Source organism: Candidatus Desulfosporosinus nitrosoreducens, assembly GCF_030954495.1.
Lineage (GTDB): Bacteria > Bacillota > Desulfitobacteriia > Desulfitobacteriales > Desulfitobacteriaceae > Desulfosporosinus > Desulfosporosinus nitrosoreducens.
Genome location: NZ_JAVHUW010000083.1, coordinates 258,938 through 284,745 on the forward strand (window position 1 = coordinate 258,938; position 25,808 = coordinate 284,745).

Annotated in this window: 20 protein-coding genes; 16 read left to right on the forward strand and 4 right to left on the reverse strand. The window is 43.1% G+C overall.

All coding sequences use genetic code 11. The features are described from left to right. Positions 1-23 precede the first annotated feature (23 nt). Positions 24-1,715 (forward strand): PEP-utilizing enzyme, encoded by a 1,692-nt coding sequence (locus REC12_RS25455; RefSeq protein ID WP_308899083.1) that lies wholly within the window; start codon positions 24-26, stop codon positions 1,713-1,715. Positions 1,716-1,748: 33 nt separating this feature from the next. Then, the gene (locus tag REC12_RS25460; RefSeq protein WP_308899086.1) at positions 1,749-2,648 is read left to right on the forward strand and encodes a PEP/pyruvate-binding domain-containing protein; all 900 of its coding nucleotides are present in this window, start codon (positions 1,749-1,751) and stop codon (positions 2,646-2,648) included. A 168-nt stretch (positions 2,649-2,816) separates the two neighbouring features. Here the strand turns inward: REC12_RS25460 and REC12_RS25465 are convergent, their stop codons facing one another. Further along, positions 2,817-2,987 carry a hypothetical protein gene (locus REC12_RS25465; protein WP_308899088.1) on the reverse strand — a complete coding sequence of 57 codons (171 nt, stop codon included), beginning with the start codon at positions 2,985-2,987 and terminating at the stop codon, positions 2,817-2,819. Between the two features lie 180 nt (positions 2,988-3,167). Here REC12_RS25465 and REC12_RS25470 point away from each other — a divergent pair, with 180 nt between their 5' ends. The 7 genes from REC12_RS25470 (at position 3,168) to REC12_RS25500 (ending at position 11,638) form a co-directional block, all read left to right on the forward strand. Next, entirely contained in the window at positions 3,168-3,737 is a 570-nt protein-coding gene (locus REC12_RS25470) for an RNA polymerase sigma factor (protein ID WP_308899089.1), read from the forward strand. Continuing rightward, positions 3,730-4,470, forward strand: coding sequence for a hypothetical protein (locus REC12_RS25475; RefSeq protein WP_308899090.1), 741 nt, complete (start codon positions 3,730-3,732; stop codon positions 4,468-4,470). Before REC12_RS25470 ends, REC12_RS25475 begins: the two co-directional genes overlap by 8 nt. Positions 4,471-4,979: 509 nt before the next feature. Then, on the forward strand, positions 4,980-6,734 hold the full coding sequence (locus REC12_RS25480; RefSeq protein WP_308899092.1) for a hypothetical protein: 1,755 nt from the start codon (positions 4,980-4,982) through the stop codon (positions 6,732-6,734). Between the two features lie 186 nt (positions 6,735-6,920). After that, a complete protein-coding gene (locus REC12_RS25485) occupies positions 6,921-8,132 on the forward strand; it encodes a WD40/YVTN/BNR-like repeat-containing protein (RefSeq protein ID WP_308899093.1) in 1,212 nt (403 codons plus the stop codon). 86 nt (positions 8,133-8,218) lie between these two features. Then, entirely contained in the window at positions 8,219-10,663 is a 2,445-nt protein-coding gene (locus REC12_RS25490) for a hypothetical protein (protein ID WP_308899094.1), read from the forward strand. Positions 10,664-10,996: 333 nt separating this feature from the next. Beyond that, the gene (locus REC12_RS25495; protein WP_308899096.1) at positions 10,997-11,191 is read left to right on the forward strand and encodes a helix-turn-helix transcriptional regulator; all 195 of its coding nucleotides are present in this window, start codon (positions 10,997-10,999) and stop codon (positions 11,189-11,191) included. Positions 11,192-11,194: 3 nt separating this feature from the next. Next, the gene (locus REC12_RS25500) at positions 11,195-11,638 is read left to right on the forward strand and encodes a DUF6773 family protein (RefSeq protein WP_308899098.1); all 444 of its coding nucleotides are present in this window, start codon (positions 11,195-11,197) and stop codon (positions 11,636-11,638) included. 157 nt (positions 11,639-11,795) lie between these two features. Here REC12_RS25500 and REC12_RS25505 read toward each other — a convergent pair whose 3' ends face one another. Further along, complete coding sequence (locus tag REC12_RS25505; protein ID WP_308899099.1) at positions 11,796-13,097, reverse strand: hypothetical protein; 1,302 nt, start codon at positions 13,095-13,097, stop codon at positions 11,796-11,798. A 64-nt stretch (positions 13,098-13,161) separates the two neighbouring features. Further along, positions 13,162-13,755, reverse strand: a complete 594-nt coding sequence (locus REC12_RS25510; RefSeq protein ID WP_308899101.1) for a TetR/AcrR family transcriptional regulator — start codon at positions 13,753-13,755, stop codon at positions 13,162-13,164. Positions 13,756-14,101: 346 nt separating this feature from the next. On the opposite strand from REC12_RS25510, the gene REC12_RS25515 reads away from it, so the two are divergent. From REC12_RS25515 to REC12_RS25535, 5 genes are all read left to right on the forward strand, one after another. After that, positions 14,102-16,048: a sensor domain-containing protein gene (locus tag REC12_RS25515; RefSeq protein WP_308899103.1), complete on the forward strand. Its 1,947-nt coding sequence runs from the start codon at positions 14,102-14,104 to the stop codon at positions 16,046-16,048. A 279-nt stretch (positions 16,049-16,327) separates the two neighbouring features. Beyond that, positions 16,328-18,016 carry a methyl-accepting chemotaxis protein gene (locus tag REC12_RS25520; RefSeq protein ID WP_308899104.1) on the forward strand — a complete coding sequence of 563 codons (1,689 nt, stop codon included), beginning with the start codon at positions 16,328-16,330 and terminating at the stop codon, positions 18,014-18,016. Between the two features lie 12 nt (positions 18,017-18,028). Further along, positions 18,029-18,331: an STAS domain-containing protein gene (locus REC12_RS25525; RefSeq protein WP_308899106.1), complete on the forward strand. Its 303-nt coding sequence runs from the start codon at positions 18,029-18,031 to the stop codon at positions 18,329-18,331. An 85-nt stretch (positions 18,332-18,416) separates the two neighbouring features. Beyond that, positions 18,417-20,663: a PAS domain S-box protein gene (locus tag REC12_RS25530; RefSeq protein ID WP_308899107.1), complete on the forward strand. Its 2,247-nt coding sequence runs from the start codon at positions 18,417-18,419 to the stop codon at positions 20,661-20,663. Between the two features lie 97 nt (positions 20,664-20,760). Continuing rightward, complete coding sequence (locus tag REC12_RS25535; protein WP_308899109.1) at positions 20,761-23,052, forward strand: HD domain-containing phosphohydrolase; 2,292 nt, start codon at positions 20,761-20,763, stop codon at positions 23,050-23,052. A 104-nt stretch (positions 23,053-23,156) separates the two neighbouring features. On the opposite strand, the gene REC12_RS25540 is transcribed toward REC12_RS25535, so the two are convergent. After that, on the reverse strand, positions 23,157-23,408 hold the full coding sequence (locus REC12_RS25540) for a DUF4405 domain-containing protein (protein WP_308899111.1): 252 nt from the start codon (positions 23,406-23,408) through the stop codon (positions 23,157-23,159). Positions 23,409-23,579: 171 nt separating this feature from the next. On the opposite strand from REC12_RS25540, the gene REC12_RS25545 reads away from it, so the two are divergent. Together REC12_RS25545 and REC12_RS25550 are read left to right on the forward strand one after the other, a co-directional pair. Beyond that, the gene (locus tag REC12_RS25545) at positions 23,580-24,266 is read left to right on the forward strand and encodes a response regulator transcription factor (protein WP_308899113.1); all 687 of its coding nucleotides are present in this window, start codon (positions 23,580-23,582) and stop codon (positions 24,264-24,266) included. Positions 24,267-24,320: 54 nt separating this feature from the next. Then, entirely contained in the window at positions 24,321-25,754 is a 1,434-nt protein-coding gene (locus tag REC12_RS25550) for a sensor histidine kinase (RefSeq protein WP_308899115.1), read from the forward strand. Positions 25,755-25,808 lie beyond the last annotated feature (54 nt).

Sequence of the window (25,808 nt, forward strand, 5' to 3'; positions counted from 1 at the left end):
TTAAAATGGGGGGGTAGATAGTAATGTCTCTTTGGGAAGCTAAGGGATTCTGGATGCGTGATAATATCCATTGGCCGAGACCGGTACATCCGCTTTTTGTCTCTTACGGACTCAGACCTGTCGAAGTAGGGTCAGCTCATGCTTATGAGGAGTGGTCTATGCCTTCTCTTAAATATGCTTATCTTGTTCTCCATGGTTATGTCTTTCAGCGTATCGAACCACTTGGAGGAGATCCTCCGCCAATTATGGAGCGATTTCCGTTTCTTTTTCATTTGTGGCGGATTAACCCGAAGCTTCGCAGACGGATCTTGGGCTTTGACCAGTTTATAAAAGAAAAAGGGTTTGAGAATCACGTCCAGACGTGGCGGGATGTATGGGAGCCGGAAGCTCGGAGGCGTCTCGAACCGATCCGAGATTTTGATCGGACCAACGCAAGTTTAGAAGAACTGGCTAATCACCTTGAGCAATGCTATGACTTTTTATGCTGGGCCTGGAATCCACATATTAAGATCGTCGCGCTGGGCATGTACATGCGTGGACGATGGGTGGAGGTATGTGAAAGACTCTTTAATCTAACCGAATTTGAAGCCTACGAATTAGTTCAGACAAATGATCCTGCGGTATTAAACACGATAAATCATCTTTCAAAGTTGGCACAGCGTGCCGCTGCAGATCCGATGGTCAGCAATATTTTGTTCTCTTCATTTTGTGAAAAAGCACTCCAACAGTTATCTCATACTTGGTTTAAAGAAGAGCTCGATCGATTCCTGGAAACTGAAGGAGATCGGCCGGCGGATAGTTTTGAGTTCACGCCCACATGGAAAGAAATGCCGGAGATAGTAGTCGGGATTATCAAGGGATTAATGAATTCAGATGAGTCAATGACTGAAGACTCTGCTTTTCAAACGTACCGGATGCAGCGGATTAAAGAACTCCGCAACACTTTAACGGGGAAGGAGCGGGAGGAGTTCTCCACCTGGCTTAAATTAGCCGAGCAAGCACAGCCGTTAAGCGAAATCCATGACTACGTTTTATTGACTGTTCCCCTTAGTCACACGCGTTATGCGGCAATGGAGGCCGGTCGAAGATTTGTTCAGGATAATATCTTGGAACATCCGGAGGACATTTTGTTTCTCTACCGTGAAGAACTACTCTCGGCCCTTAGAAAGAATTACAACCTTGCTGGCTTGAAAGAGCTGGTGGCCGAAAGGAAGGCAGATCATGGCAAAAATTTCACTTTAGTGCCTCCCCTAACTATTGGAAAAATGCCCATCGACCCCCCTTGGCATGTATTTCCTCCAGTTGCGGCGGAAGGAATGAAGATTTTTGTGAAACAAGTGTCCCTTCTTGAAGCTGGACAGGGAGTGTCGCTGGAGCTGTCTCCTGAAGGAGAGCTGTTTGGCATTCCTGGTTCTCCAGGAGTTGCCGAAGGCCCCGTGCGGATTATTCATACGGCTGAGGAGTTTCCTTTGGTACAAGAGGGGGAGGTCTTAGTATGTCCCTTTACTACGCCGACTTGGACAGTATTATTCCCGCGTGTGGCGGCCTTAATCACCGATTCGGGTGGAGCTTTATCCCACGCTGCGATCGTTTCCCGAGAATACAGGCTTCCTTCGGTAGTCGGCACAATTATGGGAACCAAGATCTTGCATAATGGACAGCGTGTTCGAGTAGACGGAGCTGCGGGAAAGCTTCAAGTCCTGGATCGAGAATAATCAACAGATGATCGTTAAATGGAGAATAAAGCGATGAAATATGTGCGTTTACTGGAAGAATTAAGAAAAGAAGACCTCTCTTTAGCCGGTGGAAAAGGGGTTAATCTCGGAGAATTAGTACTGGCAGGAATGAAAGTACCCCAGGGTTTTGTTTTAACGGTTGAAGGGTACCGTCGTTGCCTGAAGAGTATTCATTTACCGGAAGTTAACGTCCAGGACTTATCAGCTTTAAAAAATGCAGCCACTAAGATTCAGATGGAAATAGAAAATGTTGACTTGTCTGACGAAATAACCCTGGAAGTTCTTGAAGCTTATAGAAAGATGGGAAGCCCTAAAGTTGCGGTGCGCTCTTCGGCTACGGCTGAAGATCTCCTCAGGGCAAGTTTTGCCGGTCAACAAGAATCTTATCTCAATATCCAAGAAGAAAGTGCGGTTCTCAAAGCTATAAAAAAATGCTGGGCTTCCCTTTGGGCTCCCCGAGCAGTCTATTATCGTTCCTTGCAAGGATTTGGAGAGAGTGAAGTTACTTTAGCTGTAATCATTCAGGAAATGGCGCCGCATGAGGTCTCAGGAGTGGTTTTTACAGTGAACCCGCTTTCCAATGACCCCAGTGAGCTGATGATTAATGCCGCATATGGTGTGGGCGAGGCTTTAGTTCAAGGAGAAATCATACCTGATCAATGGCTTGCCAGACGTCCCGATGGTGCAGTTCTTAAGTTTACTCCTGCTCCGAAAAAAGGGCTGTCGCCTTCACCCCTTACTCGCCCCGGATACCCGGCCCGAGGATGCTTAACCTCCCAACAGGTTCGGGAGTTGGCCTGTCTATGTCTCCGGATAGAAAAACATTTTGATGGAGTACCTCAGGATATCGAGTGGAGTTATGGCTTAGGGGAGTTTTACCTGCTGCAAAGCAGGCCTATTACAACAATTTAAGACCTAATAACTGAAGAGTGTTGAAACCAGGCTTGACAACAAAGAGGGCAAGTCTTTTCTTGCTCGCAGGCTTTCCATAATTGTCGCTTTTGTCTTACTTAGGAGTTAAGGCCATGTTTAAGAACAATGTAGATAATATCATGATTAAAAAAGCCTGTATTGGCTCTTTTAATCATGATATTTTATTTTCACTTTTAATCTTAACCGCTTTAAGGTTGCGTTAATATCAGAACCCAATTCTTCTTCTGGTTTTTGGATTATAAAAGTATTACGAAATGCTTTAAGTGTATTTTTATCTGTTTTGTTCTCGTCACCTTCAAGGTATTTTTTAAAACTCATTTGCTGTAATATTTCCTTATAATTCTTTTTAATTTAATATGATGTTATTCCATTTGGCAATATCCTGTACGCTGATATTGTAACAAAGAGCTTAAAAATTTTCTCAACAATGGAACCAAATTGAGCAAGCGTGGGTATTACTAAGGAGTATTTGATCAGGCAGGGAGGAGTCGTTCTTAAATGCCCAGTGAAGAGGTAGAACTAATTCGGAGGTGTCAAATTCAAGACGAGGCCGCGTTTGCAGAACTCTATCAGCAACATGTTCAATTTGCCTATGGAACAGCGCTTATTTTAGTGAGAAACCCGAACATTGCGGCAGACGTCTGCCAGGAAGCTTTCCTAAGAGCGTTCAAGAACATAAATCGTTTCCGGGAAGGTGAGTCCTTCCGGGCATGGTTTTATCGCATAGTAGTTAATGAAGCGATGCGTTTGACTCGAAGGATGAAACGATGGCCTATTCCAACGGACAAAATCCCCAACAGTTTGTCACCATCAGCTCACAATCCCGAATTTGTTGCTTTAAGTAAAGAACAGGGTATTGAAATTTGGGAATTAGTGCAAAGGCTGCCGGTCAAACTACGCGTTCCTTTGGTACTTCGCTACTATTCGGATCTAAGTGAAGAGGAGATCGCTAATACGCTGCATATCGCCTTGGGAACTGTAAAGTCCCGTTTAAATAGAGCTAGAGAGGGTTTGCGCAAGGATTTTCCTGTGGCGATGAAACTATTGAGAGGTGACAATCATGCCTGAAAATCTTATAAGAGCGGGGCTTCACAGAGCGGTAGATGGTATCGAAATACCGCAGGAATTGTGGAGGACTATTCAAACAAAACAAAGGTTTCGACGCCTTAGAAGGCTATATATACGTAGGCTGGGTTTAGCGGCTGCAGTTCTATTGTTGGCTATGGCCATACCGCTTTGCACGATAACTCCTGCCCTGGCGAATATCCAGAAATCCTGGTTTCTGAAAAATGAAATGGGCACGTTTACCCTAACCTTTGTGCAAAATATCGGTGAAAAAGTAGCGGAAATAACACCTACCCTTTTTTTACCAACGACGCTTTCCCATGCTAAACAAGTTGCGAAAATCCCCATCAGACTTCCGGCTTACCTTCCTGAAGGCGTGATTATAAACGGCGATACCCCTACTTTAGTTGGCCGCTTTAACTCATCCGAAACAGTTGCGATAAGGGTTACTGAAAAATTACTTGTCAAAGATAGAACAGGGGGAGTCAGTGCGCTGGAATCTGAACTCCTGGATATCAGGCAAACTAATTCACCTGATGTAACGATGGTTAACCCTGATCAAGGATTTACCGTTGAAAAGGTTAGAATTGGCAGTTACGACGGTCTGATGGTTTTTCAGCCCAAAACCTCTTTACCCAGTTTCGTCAATTGGTCTGATGGCAAGTATTGGTTCAGGATTTCCTGCAGTGGTGCTGATCGGGACACATTGCTAAAGATTGCCGAATCCATGAGGTAATCGTATGTTCAAAAATCAGGTATGTCGATTAATAAAGGTTCCATTTTAAAGTGAACGTTAAAAATCGCAAAACAAAATAGCAGGTTTCTAGCACATTTTCACATGCCTAATTGCCATATTTTGAACTAAAAATAGCCTATTCCTGAACAATTAGGAAGGGCTATTTTTTAATTTCTTTCCTATAAGCCAAGAAAATCAAAGTCAAGGTCTTTCTTAAATTTTTCGTAAAGAACTTATTCTTCATATTTGATATTGTTAAGGAAAAGAAACCTTTCTAAAATTTACCGTTCTTTCTGCCTGGTCCAGGTCCTGAGCAAAATGGGGAAGGCGGAGGAGGGCTGGCGGCAAGAGTTTGACTTCAAAGTTTATCCGCTTAATGATCATTTTTGTTTCTTGTTTCGGCTCTGGCCCTATAGACTTAATCTGATTTCTTAGAGAAATTTGCAACCTTTGTGAAAAAACATAGTTAGTCTTCAAAAATAACTCTGTTCAAAGGAGGTTATTACTTTTTGTACGAAGATAAGCGTTTGCAGACTCCATATCAAACCTTTGGGGCAGTAGAGAATGTTCTACGCTGCGAAGATAAGTACTGTCTCCAATCAACAATCTGTTTAAAACGAAAAGGTGGCTTGAGAAGAATACCTTTTCTTTGCGTATTCTTTGTTTTCCTGCTTTTAATGGCGGGCTGTTCAGCCTTGCCGGCTCGTTCCGCTAACAGTGAAAATCAGAATAGGTTTGCTTTGGCCGAGCAACACGGACAGTTTGTTGCGGTAAACCGATCGGTGGACTGCAAGGGGACTAAGGTGACTATAGAGAAGATACTGCTGGATAAACCCCATACCTTTATGATTGCCGCGGTCGATGGTGAGATTAAAGGAACTGGCGATTATCTGACTGCGGATCTTTTCGGTGATCAGGACCAGGAATTGGGCAGAAGCACTTTCTCCCAAAAACTGCCTTCCGGCAAGACTTTGCTTACCTTCGATGCCCTTGAGGCAGCTCCTGCCGCCTTGCGTTTGGAATTTTTCGGTGGTCCGGTAGGCTATGGAGGAAATGTAAGCTTAACCTTAAAAGACATTGACTTTAAGACGGTGGAAGGAAACTATAGCCAGGAGTACCGCTTGAATGAAACCTTGGAACGAAAAGGGTACCGGCTGACAGTGGACTCTATCGGGAAAGGGATAAGCGAAACCGGCCTGCATTTCCAGTTGACTGCTCTGGGGAATTATGACGGAATCGAGCACGGCTGGTTGTCCGATTACTGGCATAAGAGCTATCCCCAGACTTTGTTCTTGTCCGCTAACGGCCGGAATCTGGAGCCTCACCTGTCCGAAATCGTTGGTATCGGACCGTCTTACCGAATATCCCGGGATATGAAAACGCGCGTGGGCCGTGCATATTTTGATGGGTTGACGTCCAATACGCTTCAAGTCCGGCTAACGGATATTTACGGTACTTACAGCCTGAATGAAATCATTCCTTTAGACGGGGTCAAGGATAAGCTCGATATCAACCGGAAATTGTCGCTTGCTAACTACAGCGTTGATTTGAAGTCCTTTACCCGAGGAAGAGACAAGGGGACCTGGGTGTTGAACTACCGTGTTTTGGATTCAACAGGTCAGCCGGTGGATGGGGCCATTGATGCCGGTATTTACAAGAAGGCCGATAATTATAAAATACCTTGCCCCCTATTGATAGACGGCTCATCCAAGCCGCTTGGCCAAGACCAAATGTTGATATTCACGGGCGAACCTCCGGCAGGTCAGGATGGTTTTCTGGGAGATGCGGCCCTTAAAATAACCAGGCTGGGGATTAGGCAGGAGGATGCTGTGCTTAATATTGACCTCGATAATCCGAGCAAACCCAGCGCAGACAGGGATAAAACGGAAATAATGGCTGCTGTCCAGGACTATTACACGACCTTCGGCGAGGCGCTAAAGAGCAATGATCTCACCGTTTTAACCCGGAAATACGGCTACCTTTTGCCGACGGGCCAAGACAGGGACGGGGTCAACAACTGGCGGCAGGATTTCCAGGTGTGGAGTCCGCTGAAAATAAAGGAGTATGCCGTTTCCTTTAATGATCCCATACTCACGGTAACCGGCAACACTGCCACCGCAGACATAGCAGGACAGGAAAAAATAGTGCGCAGCGAGGGAAAGTCGGGTTCGGTCTTTAATACGGTATTTTCCTTGGCCAAAGAAGAGGGGAACTGGAAAATAAGGAAGGTTGACGAATTGACTGATGCTGAAAGGGATGAGTGAAATTTTTTACGGGTGCTCCTGTGACGCCTGGTACTCGATATTATGAAAAGCAAGAAACCTTCAAAGTTGTTATTCGTTTTCCCGGGGATTGGTGTCTTATTGAATAGGTTTTGGGCATGTTAGAGCCTTGGTCGGTTTATGGAACAACCGTAACAGGTATTGAGACTGGAAAGAAAGGAACCAGCTATGAAACGTGCTTCCGGTTTAGCTTTTTTTAGCTTAATCATAATTTCCGCTGTAATTGTCGTGCTTATGGTTGCAGAGTCTAGTTATCCAATTCGACCTACTTCAACTCAACCCGATACTAAACCCGTTAGCATACAGGTCCCTGCGCAGAATCTAAAAGACGTAAACGAAATCAAATACGTTAAAATGGTCAATGAAACTCTGGGTTTTGAGATTTATGCTAAAGGGTTGCGGCGTACTACTGATGGCGGAAAAACATGGGGTTCCTTAACTTATCCTGAATTAACGTTTGGAGAATTTTTTAATGGCTTGGTCATAGATTTCAGCAGTCCCAAAGCCGGCTGGATCGCTGTTGGATCATCTGACGAACCTAGTACAATTGTACTTCATACAGATGATGGCGGAGATAACTGGGTTATTACTCGTTTGAGCAATATAACGGGGATTATTTCCTTAGACTTTATCGATGATGAACACGGTTGGCTGTTGGCGAATACACAAGGCGGTGCTATGGGAAGCTTTGAGGTTGAATTATATGCCACCACAGATGGAGGAAACCATTGGTCGGAAATCATGGACGCAAAAGCCGATCTCCAAACTCCCGGATCGCTGCCCTTTGCGGGTCACAAATCGGGTATGAATTTCCAGGATTCTCAAAATGGCTGGTCCACGGGAGGAATTGGCAGCTCGGATGACCTATGGCTTTATGAGACTAACGACGGTGGACATACTTGGAAAACTCAGGACATTCCTTACCCTCCAACCATTGCCAAGCTTTATGCTTACCCTTACACATCTCCTCCGAAGTTTTTTTCAAGCAATGAAGGTATTTTTAAGGCTACTTTTCATGGGGAAGAAGATAATTCAGGCAAAGTAGCCTTTTATAGTACAACAGATAGCGGTAAGAGTTGGACTCCGTCCAGGCCAATTACTGTTATAGGGCCATTCGTCTCGGACTTTGTAAGTTTAGAAGAGGGCTGGGTTATTGATAAAAATGGGATTCGCTCGACAATAGATGGTGGTAAACATTGGACTAAGATCACGCCTAATGTAGAGTTTACGGGAATTGAAGATTTAAACTTGATTAGCTCTACTGTCGGTTTCGTGACTACATTTATTCCCGCAAGGGATAAATCGTCTCAAGATATTTGGAAATTATACAAGACTAAGGATGGCGGTCATAGTTGGTTGGAAATAAGTCTTATTCCATAGCCTAAAATATCATATTCGCAATGTTTCTGAACAAGGGAAAATCCCGGAAGTTCCCAAGAACTCTCAAGGCCAAGGGGGAAAATTATATGAAAATGAAAACTTCCTTTACCATGGGTTTTAAACCCAAGCAGCCAATGTTTACTTTTTTCAATTTGATAATTATCCTTATTGTTGTGCTTGCCGGCTGTGGTCAAATACCGGAAAGTACGGCGGCCGGCAGTCAGCTTAGGCCAAACTCTGTCACCCGTAATGAAAAGAACTTGCTGACGTCTATACATATGGTTGATGATCGGATAGGATGGGCCTATACCAGGGAATCCGTTTTCAGGACAGTTGACGGCGGGGCTAGTTGGGCGCAGGTTACGCCCCAAGGTCAGGCCAATTTGCCTGTGAGTTCGTGGTTTTGCCTGGATGAGCAAAACGCGGTGCTGGCTTTTGCTCAGGAAACCTCTCCCGGAATAGTTATTTGGCGTACGACAAATTGCGGGCAGAATTGGGATAGGTCGGAAATCAGTACCGGCTCAAATTTATGTTCTGATGCCGAACTTTCTTTTGCCGATGCCGAACACGGCTGCCTTTTAGCCAGGTATGGCGCTGCCATGGGTTCGGAATCTGATGAGCTTTTTCAAACAGCGGACGGAGGTGCAACCTGGAAATCAATAGCTTCGGCGAGTCCGGCTCTCAAACCAGCCAATGGCCTGCCTTTTGCCGGAATCAAAAACGGTCTTGTGTTCTCCGGCAGCGATAAAGGCTGGCTGACAGGCTTTTCTCATGGGGATGGGATATGGCTGTACAGGACAGCTAATGGAGGCGTGACCTGGACTCCCCAGACCTTGGCGGTACCCTCCGGTTATCAAGCCCAAGGCGGTTCGGCGAGCAGCAATCCACCCTGTTTTTTCCAAGGGCAAAAGGGAGTGTTGCCCGTTGAATTGAGAGGTCAAACACCGGCTTTGGTCTTCTATCTTACCCAGGACGGGGGAGAAGACTGGCAAGCCGCAACGCCTGTCCGGAGCAGCCAAGAACCGTTTCGAGGTTTTCATACCAGTATTATCGCTGCAGAGCAGGCTTTTGTAAGTGACGGTTACGAGCTGTTTTATACAGCCGACGGCATGCGCAGTTTTAACCCGGTTAAACCGGATATTGATCTCACCGGCTTAAGTCAGCTTGATTTTGTTTCCGACCAAATGGGCTGGGGAATTATTGACGGCTCTTTATGGAAAACGCAGGATGGCGGGCATACCTGGACGCAAGTGGCGGACCAATCCTTCGATCAGAAGGTTGTTGAGAGTTCGCTGAATCTCAATGCGGCAGCTTTGAAGCATGAAGGGGATCTGGCTTTCACCTGGCAGGGACTGCTCTATCTGCTTTACGGTGACACTGGTGAACTGAAGCAGCTTACGACTTCCGGTCAAGCTTATTCCCCGGCCTGGTCTTTTGACGGTCAGTGGATTGCGTTTATGTTTTCCAACGGGCAGACTGAAGACAATAGGCAGCTTTGGCTGGTTCGCAGAGATGGAGAGCAAATTCATCAAGTCCAGGCCTTTCCGGAGTTGCAGGAGGTATCTAATATTTCCTGGTCACCGACAGCAAATGTTTTGGCAGCGGAGGGACAGGATGGAATTTGGGTGATTCCGGCAGAAGGAAAGCCCTATCAAGTTCCAGGCACCGGGAAATTTTCCGGTTACGCCGGTTGGTCCCCCGACGGTAAATTTTTGACTTGTTACAGCGGACCGGCTCCAGATCAGAATTCCTCCAATCCTCAAGATCGTCAGGATATTCTTTATACCTTCAATATTGAGAACGGTCGGACAACCCGAGTGTTGCAAGCTCCTGTCGATACAGGGATTAAAGTAGAGGCCTGGTGGCCCGACGGCAAAGGATTGCTCTATTGGCTGGACCCTTCTTATTCGGCTTCCCTGGCGGCTGACGGCTTGGAACTGCAAAGTCTTAGCTTAAGCGACTTGCAGTCCAAGACTTTAAGTTATGGACTGGTGTATCGGAATTGGCTTTCTTTTTTACCTAAGGGTCAGGTGCTCTTGGTAGCGGGGGGGAATCGTCCCGTTTGGACGGGGAAAAGCCTGGCAGTTTGCGATCTGAGGACAGGAACCAGCAGTAACCTGCCGAATCCCGAGGGAAGTGTGGCCATTGATCCGGCAGCGTCTCCGGATGGCGCTAAAATTGCTTTTGTAGCCGCCCAAAATTTGGGCAATGATGTCTGGGGATTTAGTGATTCCGGCCAACTTTCCGCTTGGATAGCCACCCGCACATTGTGGATCGAGAACGTTGACGCTTCCGGTGCTCATCCCTTAAAAGCTGCGGGCACGGGCATATACCAGCCGGAGTGGTCCAAAGACGGGAAGCGGATTATGTATGTACGAGACAATTCTTTATGGCTGATCGGTGCTGACGGCGGTAATCCTCAAAGAATTATAGGACCTTTTCCGGGTTGGGAAAAGGATCCCTTTGGTTATTACGGTTATATCTGGCACGACGACTTCGCCTGGTTTCAACCGGGAATAGCCCAGCCATAGTCCCGGCTGTACCATTTGTTCAAAAAGTGAAATGGCTGAATGCTGAAATACCAAAGTAGATAAGAAGAGTAAATGCTAAGAATCCGTATTCTGGAAGTAACTGAGTAAAGGGTTATTGGGGATATCCTCAATAACTCTTTACTTTTATTAAAGGCTAAATTCTTAGGTCCCTTTGGTTATTATTGTTTTTATTGGTTCAAAGGGTGCGAATTTGCAATTTCAAAACTATAAAGAGAGTACTATAAAGAGCAATAACACAAAACACAAAATGTAATATATAATTTACATTTTGATTGATATATTGTATAATATGCAATGTAGGGGGGGACATGCTTGAAAAACCTTAAAATGAAGTCGGCACGAGCTATCATGGATATGTCCCAAGAGCAATTAGCACAAGCCGTCGGTGTAACCAGGCAAACGATCGGGATGATTGAAGCGGGCAAATTTAACCCATCACTGCAGTTGTGTATAGCTATATGCAAGGCCTTGGGCAAAACCTTGGATGAGATTTTTTGGGAGGTATGATTTATGCGAGATGAAAGAATTAGACAAGCTAAGAATAAGATCCGAAGTGAAATGGCAACTATTATTCTATTGGGAATAGCTATCTCATTTTCCATAAAAACCTTAGTATTTCATAGGAGTATAGAAGAGTGCCTTACGGAATATTTGATTTTGATCTTAGCTCCCTTGTATCAATTGGTCAGAATGCATATGCTGAAGGTTGGTATTTACAATGAGCGGGGAAACAGGCAGCCCGTAAAAAACCTATTGCTGGCAATGGCCATTTTTCTGGCTGCCTCGGCAGTAACCATGTATAAGGCCATGAAGGAATCAGCGGTCTATGCTTGGCAACGCTCAGTAACTTTCTTACTTGTGTTTTTGGTATTATTTGTATTGATCTTTTTTGTCACTAGTAAGTTTAATCAGTACAGAGCCCACAAGTACGAAAAAGAATTTGATGATGATTGATAGATAAGCCAGGGTGATATTATCTCAGATAATATCACTGTTTTTTTAAAACAGAACTTTCGGGGAATATAGGTATCAATAAGGTGATCAGGAAAGAAAGAAAAAAATCGGCTTTGCCAGCTTTTGATTCGCAACGTTTGTTCTTCTAGGGATCAATTTAAATCTTGTTCAATTCATCATCCAGCAGTTTGAAGAATCTCTTAATGGTTTCAATGTCCTGCTCAAAGCCGTAAAAGTTAAAACTAAACGTTATGGAATTATTGTAGGTGGTAAGTGCTAACTGAAAGTAAGGGAAATATTTAATGGAACCCGTTACAAAAGCGTCTTCGATGAAGAGATTGCCGAATCTCAGCCTATTGGAGTCAATAATTCCGATATTTGTCATGCCGATTAGCGGATTGACATAGTTCTTTTTAATAATTTTTTTCACCATAGAAAAAGGCAGAAATCTAAATAGTAAATTCAATGTGGCTAAACCATGCATTCCCGGAAATCCTTGTTTTTTTGCCTGCATAGCCCGGTTAACCTTCTTGATGGTATCTTCCAGGCTGTCTCCGATCTCAGACCCGATGTGACACAGGATCATTGATGACAGATTGCAAATACCGTCAGCCTTTTTATCCGGAAGATATCTTCTTAAATCGACCATGCAGGGAATGGTCAGAGAATTCCCCGGCGCAATATCCACAATATTGTAAAGTGCTCGGTAATAAGCAGCTAAAATAATATCGTTGATAGTTACGGCGTGGTCCCTGCCATATTTCTTAAGACGGCAAAATAATTCCGGAGGCATCTTATGTTTCAAAATATAGGGGGTTGCTTGCCCGCTTTCCTGACTGAGAGGAAAATAAATATCGTTCCTGTTTTGCAAAGGTTCGTTGGGTAAGAAAAAGAGCTTAAGCTTAGTCATAAAGTTCAATTGCCGATAGATCTGCCTTGAACTCCTGCTGCCATATATAAAGTTTAACGGTGCGGTATCCTGGACATATTGCCGTGTATAGAGAGCTGCCAGGAGGTATAAATATTCTTTGAATCCTGCTCCGTCACAAACCATATGATTCATAACAATGCAAAGGGCGTCTTTGCCGGAACATCTGACAACGGTCGCCTTCAGTTGAGGGCCTGTCAATTCATTGGTTATAGCGGTGAGAAATCTGTTTATCTCTTGATCAGGTTTTGTGGCATAGGATAAAGATATCACATCCTGCTCTTGGTAATTGCCTGAGCCCTGCCAGTAGGGCCTGAAACAGTTTAAAACAAAACGGCTGTTGAGAAGAGGAACGATATCTATGGATAAGATAACGGCCTTTTTAATAGCTTCCCAGTCCAGCAAATCTTTAAAATATATAACGCCATGGAGCTGGTGATCGTTATACTCCTGGAAAAAGTATTGTAACTGATCCCAAATTTCGGCTCGAAAACGTCTTGTTTTGTTGGTGTTACTTTTCGCCGGAATCACCTTAAAACTACCCCGCAATCATTTTAATCTCAGCAATCAAAGAAGGAATCCAGGCTCATGCGTCTTAGGAATGGTTGATTAAATGATGGACAGCCTTTATATATTCCTGGATGTCAAGCTGTTCATCCATGACGAATTGCAGAACAAATCCCTGAAATTGGGCAAGTATCACACGGGCTATTGCTTCAGGAGATAACTCCTGAGGCAATAGTTTTTGCTTCTGATATTCAGTTACTAGTTCAGTCAGCACTCGGATTGGCTCATCAATTCCATGGCGTACTATTTCATAAACTGAGGGATTGCTTAAGGCCTCCCCCCAAAGCTGTACGCCCATAATTCGTTGCTGCTTGGTGTTTGTATCCAGCAGAGAATTAAAAAAGATGTCAACAAGCTGAGTGAGTGCTTTGCCGGCGTTTTGACTGTGGAAGGCTTTGGCCATGATCTCTTTTTCTTTGGCGTGACGAGTAGCGGCAATAGTTTTAATAATCTCTTCCTTGCTGTCAAAATAAAGATAAATAGCCCCTGGACTTAACCCTGATTCTGCTACAATGTCCTGCATGGAGGTGCGGTGAAATCCCTTTTGGGAAAAACAGGTAATGGCTGCCTCAATGATTTGATTTTTACGAGCCTCTTGATGCTGACGGCTGACCTTTGGCATGGAAAAACTCCTTTCCAGAAAAACGAATATTCGTTCTCTAATATTTAATCATTGAATACGTCAGAATGCAAGCTGAAAATATCCATAAGTTATTTTCTTAGTTTATAGTCGTCGGTAAATTTATAGTCATCTGTAAAGCTAAAAAATAATGCAGCACGAAAAAAGGTAATTCGTGGAAACTGTAGAATAAGATAAGTATCATGATTTGCTCCTAAAGCTCGTATAAGTATGAAGAGAGTGTTTTATTTAGATAGCTAAAGATGAGGGAATTGCTTGAAACCCTTATTTGCGAAGAATCAATTTGGCCAGTTACTGTCATTCCTAGTTGCCGTTGGGAGGTATAGATGTGGATAATGAATCTGTATATCTAAATCCGTCTTCTGATCCCCAAGCTACAGGAGTTGAAGCAGGCAACCTCAGTGACACAACTGATCTACGAAAAGAAAATCTTAAGCAGGTTAATGATAAAGCAACCCTAAGGGAAGAAGAGCTGAGACAAGAGATGGAGGAATTAATCCTAACTGCCCTTTATAAAGAGCTGAGAGAATCAAAAGACGAACTTAGGCGCCAAATCAAGGTTATGACTAGGAACAATGAGTTAATGGCGCTGAGTGAAGAGCGTTATAAGACACTGGTCAACAATTCTCAGGATGTGATTTTCAGCTGTGATTTGCAAGGTGCTTTTACGACAATCAATAAAAAGTTTTGTGAAGTTACGGGATTGCCCAGGGAGATGATTCTCGGGAAGACGATAAAGGATATTCAGAGTGACCCGGGCTATATCCAGAAATGGACTGAGGCCTTCACAAGAGTTATAGCTGATGGCGGCGTTAATTCTTTTACTTATAGATATGAAAGGAACTTAGGGAGCAAGATCACCGGCTATTATGATGTGACTTTATCTCCATTATTTGATTCGAGGAAAAGGATTGTCGGAGTTATCGGCACTAATCGAGATATAACAAGAACAATAGAGAATGAAAATAAGATAAAACACATGACGTATTATGACTGTATTACTGATTTGCCCGGCAGAGTTCTTTTTTTGGAACGATTGGACAATGCTATCAGAACATCAGGAAAGAACTCCAATCAAGCCATTATTATTATCCTGAACATCGACAATTTTAAAACGATCAATAACACTTTAGGGTATGCGGTGGGAGATATCCTGCTCGTTGAAACCGCGACAAGATTGCAAAAATGCCTCCGAGGTAAAAATACTGTTTCTCATTTAAACGGAGATGAGTTTGGCTTATTGCTGGAGAACGTGGAACAGGAAGATGATATCGTTAACCTCTTGAAGCGGATCGGAAAGATATTTGATGAACCTTTTGAAATCAAAGGTGAGAGCATCAGTCTCACAGCAAGTATTGGAGTTTCAATTTATCCGGACGACGGGGAGACCTATGAAGAACTTTTGAAAAATGCCGCGACAGCCATGCAGGTTGCTAAGAAGTCCGGAAAAAATCGCTTGGAATTTTTTAATTTTAAAATGAAACATGAGTTCTTGAAAACACTGACAATAGAAAGGCTGTTAAGAAAAGCCTTACATCAGCGAGAATTTGTACTGTATTACCAGCCGCAATATACCATAAGTGGCAAGCTTCGTGGTTTTGAAGCCTTAATACGCTGGAACAGTCCGGAGATGGGTCTGTTAACCCCTGCCGAGTTTATTCCCATCGCTGAAGAAACAGGCCTGATTATCCAGATCGGCAAGTGGGTATTGAACACTGCGATTCTTGCCTGCAAGGTGATCAATGACAAATACTGTTCCGACCTTATTATGTCGCTGAATATATCTCCCCTGCAGTTTAGAGAAAAAGAATTTAGCGAATATGTTATAAAAGCTGTCAAAGCCTCTGGCCTAAATCCCAAGAACCTCGAATTGGAAATAACTGAAAGCAGTTTTATCAACAATTACGACAGCGTTGCCAAAGAATTAAAAAGTTTGAGAGACTGCGGTGTGAGAATTGCCTTGGATGATTTCGGAACAGGCTATTCTTCCTTAAGCTATCTAAAAAAGCTCCCTATTGATCTCTTAAAGATTGACAAATCCTTCATTCAGGAAATTGATTTTTCAAATCCCTGTAATGATTTAACAGAATCAATTATTGCTTTAGTTAATAAGCTTAACATTGAGACTATTGCTGAAGGCGTTGAAACCTTGGAACAACTTAACTTTCTGGTAAATGCGAAATGCAACTATGTACAAGGGTATTACTTTGGAAAGCCGAGTGCGGAAGAGCTTATTGACGATATTGTTGGAAAAGCTATTGAGCGCCAGAAATAGAAATCGTTCCTAACGAGGCTGAGGAAAAATCAGAATTAATTGACAAATATACGTATAATTCGTCAGGGAATAGTTTAATGGCTGACAAAGCATTTTGATTCTTAATCATGAGCATATTTATTTCTTATAGACAGTCAAATTACCTAATGATAAACTTGTGGAAATATTAGAAATATTGAAGAGAAATTGTGACAAAAGTATTGCTAGAAGCACTCCAGCTTTGATTTGAAGGAGGGGAAACTGGTTCCTACCATAAGTAGGATCAGGAAAAGAATGAAAATGACATTAGCGAAAAAAATGATTGTCTATTTTTTGCTGGTAACTTTAGTGGCGACTGCGGGGTTGACGTATATTATTTATGAATGCGCGCAAGCGGAAGCCTCCGGCAGTGATCTGATGGGTAAAGTTCCGCGGATGCAGAAAAATAATGATATTGCCTACAATGCCGCTTTAGAGTCATCTAATCTGAGAGCGTATCTACTCTATGGGAAAGAGCAGTATCTCAATGAATATTACCGCTTAGCTCAACTGAATATAAAGCTTGAAGACGAACTTATCAATGATGCTGTTTTAAATACATCGCGCCAATTAGCCATGGACACGAAAGCTCTGGACCAGAAATATGCCGAAATCGTCAATACAAAATTCATCCCTTTATTGAAGGCAGGCAATAGGGACGGTGCTATGCAAGTTGCGGTTAATGAATTAGCGCCCCAATCCAGTCAACTGCTGGCGAAGATTGAAGAAGCCAAAAATTATCGCATGAGCACGGTCAACCAAGCGGTGAATAACACCTATTATGATACAAAGCGCGTCAAAGAAATTGCCGGTTTAGTAACTGTTCTGGTAGCTATTTTAGGAATTTTAATTGGAATATTTGCTGCCCGCAGAATCACATCTCCTATCAAAGTCTTACAGGGTTTAATGGCTCAGGCCTGTGAAGGAAACTTGCTGTTAAAGGCCTCAGTTGAAACGAGTGACGAAGTTGGTCAGCTTTGTGAGTCCTTTAACACCATGATTGCCTCGCAGCTGGAAATTGTTAAGTCAGTCAAAAACAGTTCGGTTGACCTGGCTGCAGCCTCTCAGGAAATGGCGGCTTCTTCGGCGGAAGTGTCGGCGACAGCAGTAACGGTTTCTCAAAGGAACCAGATGGTTGCCCAATCAATGATAAGTGCCTCCAATTCAAGTACGGAAACTTCACAAGTTTTAATAGAGCTTTCGGCTCTTATTCAGATAGCCAAGGACAAAGCTTTGTCGGCCAGCGCGAAATCCTCAACTTCTATTAAAACGGCCACTGAAGGAAAAGCCACTGTAAACGTAGTGATGAAAAGCATGAATACAATCCATAACAAGACAAAGGAAGCGGAGAAAGTCATCGGACTCCTTAATGAGTACTCTCAAAAAATTGGCATGATCAATGCCACCATAACCGGCATTGCGGATCAAACGAATTTATTGGCCTTAAATGCGGCCATCGAAGCTGCTCGCGCAGGGGAATCAGGCAGAGGGTTCGCCGTTGTTGCGGAGGAGGTCAGGAAATTGGCAGAGCAATCCAATGCCGAGGCTATGAATATCTCACAGCTTATTTCCAAGATCACCGAAAATACGGATAGTGCCGTTATTGCCATGAAAGATAGTTTGGTTGAAGTTGAAATAGGGGTGGAAGAAGTCAACAAAGCAGGAGAGTCTTTAGAAAACATTTTGGCGGCAGTTAAGGAAACTGTCAGTGATATTGATGGAATTGCCAAAGTAACGAACGATGAAGTTGCTTCATCCGATAAGATCGTAGAGCTCATTGAAGCCGTCGCTGAAATCATCGAGTCTACAAATCAGGACGCTCAAGAAGTTTCAACAGCAATTGAGGAAACAACAGCAACCATTGAAACTGTCGCGGCGAGTTCCGAACAGGCAAGTGCTATGGCCCAAAATTTGAATAGTCTTATTAATCGCTTTAAAATCGAGGAGTAAAGGAGAAGATTTATGAAACACTCTATTAAAGTCCAAGGAAACCAGGCGCTTATTTTTCTAACTGATAAAATATATGTTCATGATGCTTCCGTCTTGCGGGAGGAAGTATTAGAGGTAATCGATCATGGGGTTACGGATATCAAAATTGACCTCTCCGGGCTTACCTATATTGATAGTTCAGGCTTAGGAACATTAGTGAAAATCAATAAAACAGCGAAAGAAAGAAATGGCAAACTGGTGTTGACAGGAGCCCGGGGGCTGCCTGAAGAATTGCTTAAACGCACCCGGTTGGATAAAGTCTTTACCATTGAATGACAATCTTTCAGGCGCGATATTTCAGAAGCCCAAAGGATGAGAAAGGAACAAGAGAAAACGTAGAGAAGTAAGGAAGTAATTGGCGATGACTTATAAAGAGTTGGATCATGACATTTCCGAACATCACTGTGAGGATAGTTTTACCTTGTTGTTGGATCAAATCGATGAATATCTTCTGATTCTCAAGGATACAGGTGAAATTATTCACGTGAACAAAGCTGCAGCCGAAAAACTTGATTATGCTCTGGACGAACTGACAACTATGAATATTAAACAGTTGTTTCCTTTGAGCGGACGCAGGGAAGTGCTGGAGTTTTTAAAGGGTTCGCAGGAAGGAAGATCAGCCCAAGAGTTCCTGGAGCTCTGCTCTAAATCCCAAAAGCATGTGTGTATGGAAGTCCGGCTAAGCAGAGGAACATGGGAAGGTCAAGAGGTCTTGTATGGACTGGGCAAGGATGTTAAACTTGAGATAGACGATCAAAAGTTTAAAGATTACCAGTCAATGCTGGATAGCATGCCTTTTTTAGCTTGGATAAAGGATAAAAACGGTAAATATGTTATCATTAACAAAAATTTCGAAAGTTTTTATAACATCAAGAATACGATAATTGTAGGTAAAACCGACTTTGATTTTTTCCCTTATAGAATTGCTTTGAAGCATAAAAAGAGTGAGGAAGAATTAATAAAGTCCGGCAAAAATATGCTTAATTTGCAACCACACCATCACGAAATAGGCGGCAAGTGGCTGGAAACATTTGTTGCGCCTTTTTTTGAGTATGACGGTATGCTGGCGGGAACTTTGGGAGTTGCCCGGGAAATCACTAATAGGAAACTATTGGAGAAACAGTTGAGAGAGCAGGCAGAGTATGCCGAGCTGCTTTTCAGAACTGTCCCCAGTGCCGTTCTTTCCGTCGATAAAGACAGAAAAATAATTCGTTGGAATAAAATTGCCGAAGAGTTAACCGGTTACAGCGAGGCGGAAGCGATCGGCAAAGAATGTTCAATGGTTCTACACGGGGTGGGCATAGAAGGATGTTATTTATGCCGCAATGCCAGTGAATCGCCCTTAATTAATGAGACGTGTAAAATTGTAACGAAAAACGGCCAAATCAGGCATGTGTTAAAAAGCATAGCGGTTTTAAAGAACGAATTCGGTGAGGTCAGCGAAAAGATGGAGTGCCTGGAAGATATTACGGAAATGATTAATATCGAAGAGAAACTCTACGAGCGAGAACGTCAAACGCAGCTGGAGCTTTCCTTGGCGGCTCGGGTGCAGCAGGAGTCTCTGCCGCCCCCTTTCTCCGGAGATAAAGTGCGCGTTAGTACAATCTTTGAATCATTTAGTAAGGTTAGTGGTGATTTCTTCAATTACAAGTGGTTCGAGAGGCAGAATAAATTGTGCGGCTATATTATCGATGTCTGTGGACATGGTCTGGCCACGGCAATGCAAACCGCTACGTTTAAAATGATGCTGGATAACGTTCTCCTTACCGGCGAGAGGATTACGGAGAATGATCTTAAAATCATTAACCGGAGAATAATGCCTTACTTATATGAGGGTTCCTTCGTCGCTTTGCTCTACTATGAATTTGATTTGCAGGCTAAGGTACTCAAACTTATTTCCGCTGGGATAACCTTGTTTTTAGCCATTAATTCTGAGGAGTGCTCTTTAGTGCCCTTATCCGGCTGCTATCTCGGCATAATTGATGACCCTGATATTGAAATGGTGACAGTCCCGATTAGACCGGGTGAAATGTATTGTATGATGAGTGATGGGGTCTCCGATTTGATAGAATTGCATGGAGTAAGCAAACAGCAAGGTTTTAAAGGTTACCTGGACTGGCTTGAGAAATTGGCGGATTGTCCGGAACGGAATGATGACTTTTCTGCTGTCTGCATAGAGATTCTTCAGGAAAATGACAACAAGGATACCAATGTTTTGGATATAAAAAATGACAGAGATCTGGAACGAGCTCAGACAATTATTAGTGAATTCCTCGAACGAAACGCTGCAATTCATGCTCCCGAATTGGAAGTAGCGATTAATGAAGCGATGAATAACGGGTTCTTTGCCTGTGGGCAGGTTCATGTCAAAACCCGGCGGGTAGGCCGTAAATTAATCGTCAGAGTCAAAGATGATTGTTCGGGCTTTAATACTAAAAATGTTAAAAGTTTAACCATTAATAATGACCTCTTTGATAGGGAGTTTGATGAACTGCTGGGAGAGGAAGGTGGGCGTGGTATTTTTTTGATGAGGGCGTTTTGTGACAAAGTGATCTACAATGCGACGGGCAATGAAGTTTTGCTCATGAAAAAAATCAGATTTAGGTAGAGTTGTTGCTTTGATCCAAACAATTTTCAGCAGCTGAAAAGGTCTTTTTGGACTTAATATCCAGCTTCAAATTGCTACAGAAAGGGGGATAATGAAGTTGAGTGTTCAGGCAAACTTAGATGCTGTATTAAGTCTGTTGAAATTATTTACCGAAGATTATTCATGCAAAGATTATCTGCAAGCGGTTATCCGCTGTATTTCTGAACGTACAAAATGTCGCTGCGTTGGAATCAGAATTCGCGATGATGAGGGAAAAATTCCTTATTATGCTACGATTGGCTTTGATCATGAGTTTTTAAGCTTAGAATCGGACCTATCCCTGGAAGACGAATGTTTATGCAAGAGGGTTTTCCAACAGCAGTTTGAAATGGTTGATGAAAGCATTCTTAATGAAAAATGCTGCATCTGTTCCAATAATTTAATTAATTTTTATAAAAGTTTGCCGGAACACAGGCAGTCTCGTTTTCGAGGCGAGTGTGTCCGCAAGGGACTGCGCACCTTTGCCATCATTCCTTTAATCCACGATGAAAACGTGATTGGAACAATTCAGATTGCCGATGAAAACCCGGAACTTCTTAGCCCTGAAATGATGGACTTTATTCTCCGGATCAGCGACCTGATCGTGGAAGGCCTCAGACGTTATAAATTGGAAGAAGAAGTTAAGCTGAATCAGTCCAGTGCCGCTGTCTTAAACGCTATGTTTGCCGGGACTAAGGCTATTGCTTACGTTGTTGATTCTCTTAGCTACAGAATTTTATTTTCGAGCAAAACACTGCAAGCCCTCTATAAGAAAGAACTTAAAGATCAGATTTGCTACCGGACATTTTACGGTCTGGAAGCTCCCTGCCCGGATTGTCAAAGCCAATTGAACAACCGTGAATCTATGCAGCGAGTGCACAATCGAATGTTGAACCGTGATTACTTAATGACTAAAAAATCGATTCTTTGGCCTGATCAGCGAAAAGCCTGGCTAACCTTTGCCTGGGATATTACGGATCAGCTTCTGCTGGAAAGGAAATACAAAACTATCTTTGAGGCCTCGGCTTCCGCTTTGCTCATCCTGGAAAAGGGACTGGTAATTTCCATGGTCAACCAACAGGCCGAGCATTTATTAGGATTCTCCGGCGCAATGCTCGTAGGCACAAACCTCCAATGGTTTTTAGCTCCGGATGAAGCTGAAAAAATGAAAGATTATTATCAGCGCAGGATAAATGGGGACCAAGAGGTTCCCGGGCAATATGAAACAAAATTGAGGCTTGCCAATGGGAAAACAAAGTATGTGATTGTCAACAGTGCTCTGATTCCCGAAACAACGACTACGATCATATCACTTTCCGATATAACCGAGCGTAAAAAGGCCGAGGATAAGCTTTACTATTTAAGCTATCATGATAATCTTACGAAGTTATATAATCGCGAATACTTTGACGCGAAAGTTCAAGAGCTGGATCATAAGCAGGTTTCGGATGTTGGGGTTATCATGGTCGACGTCAATGGGCTGAACCTGATTAACAATAGTTTTGGTACGAGTGTCGGCGATACGATCCTCAAAACCTTGGCGGAGGTTTTGCAGGGGCTGTTTCCCCATACGGCAACGGTGGCCAGGATTGGGGGAGACGAGTTTGCGGTGCTTCTTGCCCCCTGCAGCGGCGAGGAAATAGAAGCTGCTTACTTTGCTATAAGGGATACTATCGAAAAGCGCATGCTTAGCTTAGACATAAAATTCAGTGCAGCGGTTGGGTATGGGTATAGTGGGGCCGGCAAGACTACTTTGGATGTGGTGCGTGAAGCAGATTTTAATATGAACCGGGATAAGCTTTTTCAGGCGCAAAGCGCTAAAAGCTCGATTGTTCAAACCTTGACCAAGGCTCTGGAAGCACGGGATTTTATTACCGAAGGACATGCGGAAAGACTGGAAAATCTGGCGATTCTGCTGGGCCGCAAAGTGGGTCTGTCAGAGCAAAAACTCTCAGATTTGCGCCTGTTTGCTAAATTTCATGACATAGGTAAAGTGGGAATTCCGGATCATATTCTCTTTAAACGAGCCAGGCTGGAAGCTTTCGAGAAATCCGTAATGGAAACCCATTGCGAGATCGGCTACAGGATCGCCAAGGCTTCCCCGGATCTTCTGCCAATCGCCGATTGGATCTTGAGGCATCATGAAAATTGGGATGGAGACGGTTATCCTCTGGGCTTATGCGGTCAAAACATCCCTGTGGAATGCCGTATTCTTACAGTTATCGACGCTTATGACGCTATGACCAATGATCGGCCTTATCGCAAAGCTATGCCTCAGGCAGCTGTGGTGGAAGAACTAAAACGTTGTGCCGGGACTCAGTTTGATCCGGAGATCGTTGACATTTTTTTGCACAAATGCCTTGTTACCTAATGAAGTCATGAAGGGATGGCTGAAAAGCCGCTTCGCCGGATTCTAATGGATTGTAAATTAAAAGCGTCTCCTTTCACTCTAAAAAAAGTGAAGGAAGTACGCTTTTAATTTTTGTTTCTAGGCAGGCTCCGGAAAATTGTTTTGTACCACTCCCAGTGGACGAAGAAATGATAAACCGAGGCGGCGACAAACATCAGCGCTGTCCATTTGTGTATTTCTTCAAGGAGTGCAGACAGGTCGTCCCTGCCCGAATCAAAGGGAAAGACGAACCATACGAGCAGTCCGGTTACAGCAATTACTGTCAATAACAAGACTAATATTGTATCAAGCAGGAAATTTTGTCTTGATCTGTTCAAAAAGCATCACCTGCTTAAAAGATATTGAAAGTTATTAAGATTAATGACTTAAGCGGGAGTTGCTAAATTTAGGTTGACTTGCCGACTTATTGAAACAAAACTGGACAAACTAGTGACAAATTGCTTGGAGAGAAGCATTGTTCAAGAGCGGAGCATGCCCGGAGGTTTAAAATGCACAAGATATTGGTTGTTGACGATGAAACAAGAATTCGTGATGTCATCAAAGAATATGCGGAATTTGAGGGAAATTTAGTAACAGAGGCCTGTGACGGCATGGAAGCCGTAAACATATGCAAGACTCAGGATTTCGACGTTATTGTTATGGATGTTATGATGCCTAAACTTGACGGTTTCTCAGCCTGCAAGGAAATAAAGAAATTTAAAGATATTCCGGTCTTGATGCTTTCCGCCAGAGGTGAAGAATACGATAAATTATTCGGTTTTGAAATCGGCATTGATGATTATGTGGTAAAACCTTTTTCGCCCAAAGAATTAATGGCCAGAATCAATGTCATCATAAGCAGGAACCTGAGCAAAGAGCCGGCGGCGGTCAACAATAGCACGTTGAAATTTGCTGGCCTTGAGGTAGACATTGCCGGAAGAAATGTCTATGTCGACGGAGAAAAGGCAGAGCTAACTCCCAAAGAATATGAACTTCTTTTTTATCTTGTTAAAAATAAAAATCTGGCACTCTCCCGCAATAAGCTCCTTAGCGACGTATGGGGGTATGACTTTACAGGAGATGACAGGACGGTGGACACGCACATAAAAATGCTGAGAAACAGTATTGGCAAATACAGAGATTTTATTGTCACTTTACGTGGGGTGGGCTACAAATTTCAATTCGCTGAAAGTTGAAAGTTTGCCTTTCCCTTCGGAAGGGATAAGCATCTGGATAAAAGGGTGGTAACTGTGCGGCTCAAATTTGATCATAAAAGTATTGTCTATAAGATGTGGCTCTATTTCTTCCTCTTTGCGATCTTAATCCTGAGCGTTTTATGGCTTTTGCAAATTGTCTTATTAAAAAACTACTATCAGGGCATGAAAACCCGTGAAATATTAAGCATGGCGAACGCCTTGAAAAGCAAGTATGGGCAAACTGATTTTGACAATACGATCCAACAATATTCTTATAATAATAATTTAATTATTATGGTGACAGATACGGCGGGGAATATCGAGCTTTCGACGGATTCCTTTGGAGGTGGCCCTCCTGCCCAGCAAAGTATGGGTCTGAACAGAATTCTGCCGGCGAATAATTATGAACAGCTCAGAGATCAACTTTTGAAAAGCGGCAAATCTGAACTTTATTTTAATGTTCAGAATACACGTCTCAAAGGACTGATGCTGGAATATGGAGCATTATTGACAGACACGACCGGGAAAAAAGCCATTCTTTATATTATCGCTCCCCTTGATCCCATTGATTCCACCATTGCGGTTCTAAAAAATCAACTTATTTATGTTTCTATCATTATTCTGCTGATTGCTTTTTTTATTGCCCTGTTTATTTCCAGAAGGTTTTCCAAACCGATTGAAATGCTTACGAGCTCAGCTAAGGAGCTGGCAAAGGGCAATTACGATATTGTATTTGTAAAAGGAAGCTATAGCGAAATCGACCAATTGGCGTCAACTCTTAATTATGCAACCAGAGAGCTTTCTCAAACGGAAAATTTGCGCAAGGATTTAATCGCTAATGTTTCTCATGATCTGCGGACCCCGCTGACTATGATTAAAGCTTATGCTGAAATGCTGCGGGACATTTCCTGGAAAGATGAGCACAAAAGAGAAATCCATGCCAATGTTATCATTGAAGAAGCGGACAGGCTTTCGGGCTTGGTCAATGACATGTTGGATCTCTCCAAAATCCAGTCGGGAACTGAAAAAATTGTGTTTAATACCTTCAATATCTCCCAAACAGTATCAAGTATCTTAAAACGCTTTCATATTTTAGTCGAGCGGGACGGTTATGAATTTATCTGTTCATGTGCGGACAATGCCGTGGTCAATGCTGACGAGAAAAGAATAGAACAGGTTATTTATAACTTAATAAGTAATGCCGTCAATTACACGGGAAATAATAAACAGATCAAAATAAGCCTCGAAATTTCAGATGATCAGGTTCGCTTTGCAGTGACGGACACCGGCAAAGGGATACCGAAGGATAAACTTGAAACAATCTGGGAGCGTTATTATAAAGCGTCGGAAACCCATAAAAGGCCGGTCATTGGAACAGGCTTAGGTCTTTCCATCGTCAAAAACATTTTAGAGGCTCATCAAGCAAATTATGGGGTGGACAGTACGATTAACCAAGGCAGTACCTTTTGGTTTGAGCTTAAAAAATAAATAAAAAAAGGCTATGTTCAATGAACTTTAAACAATGAACGTTACGTGTGGTCT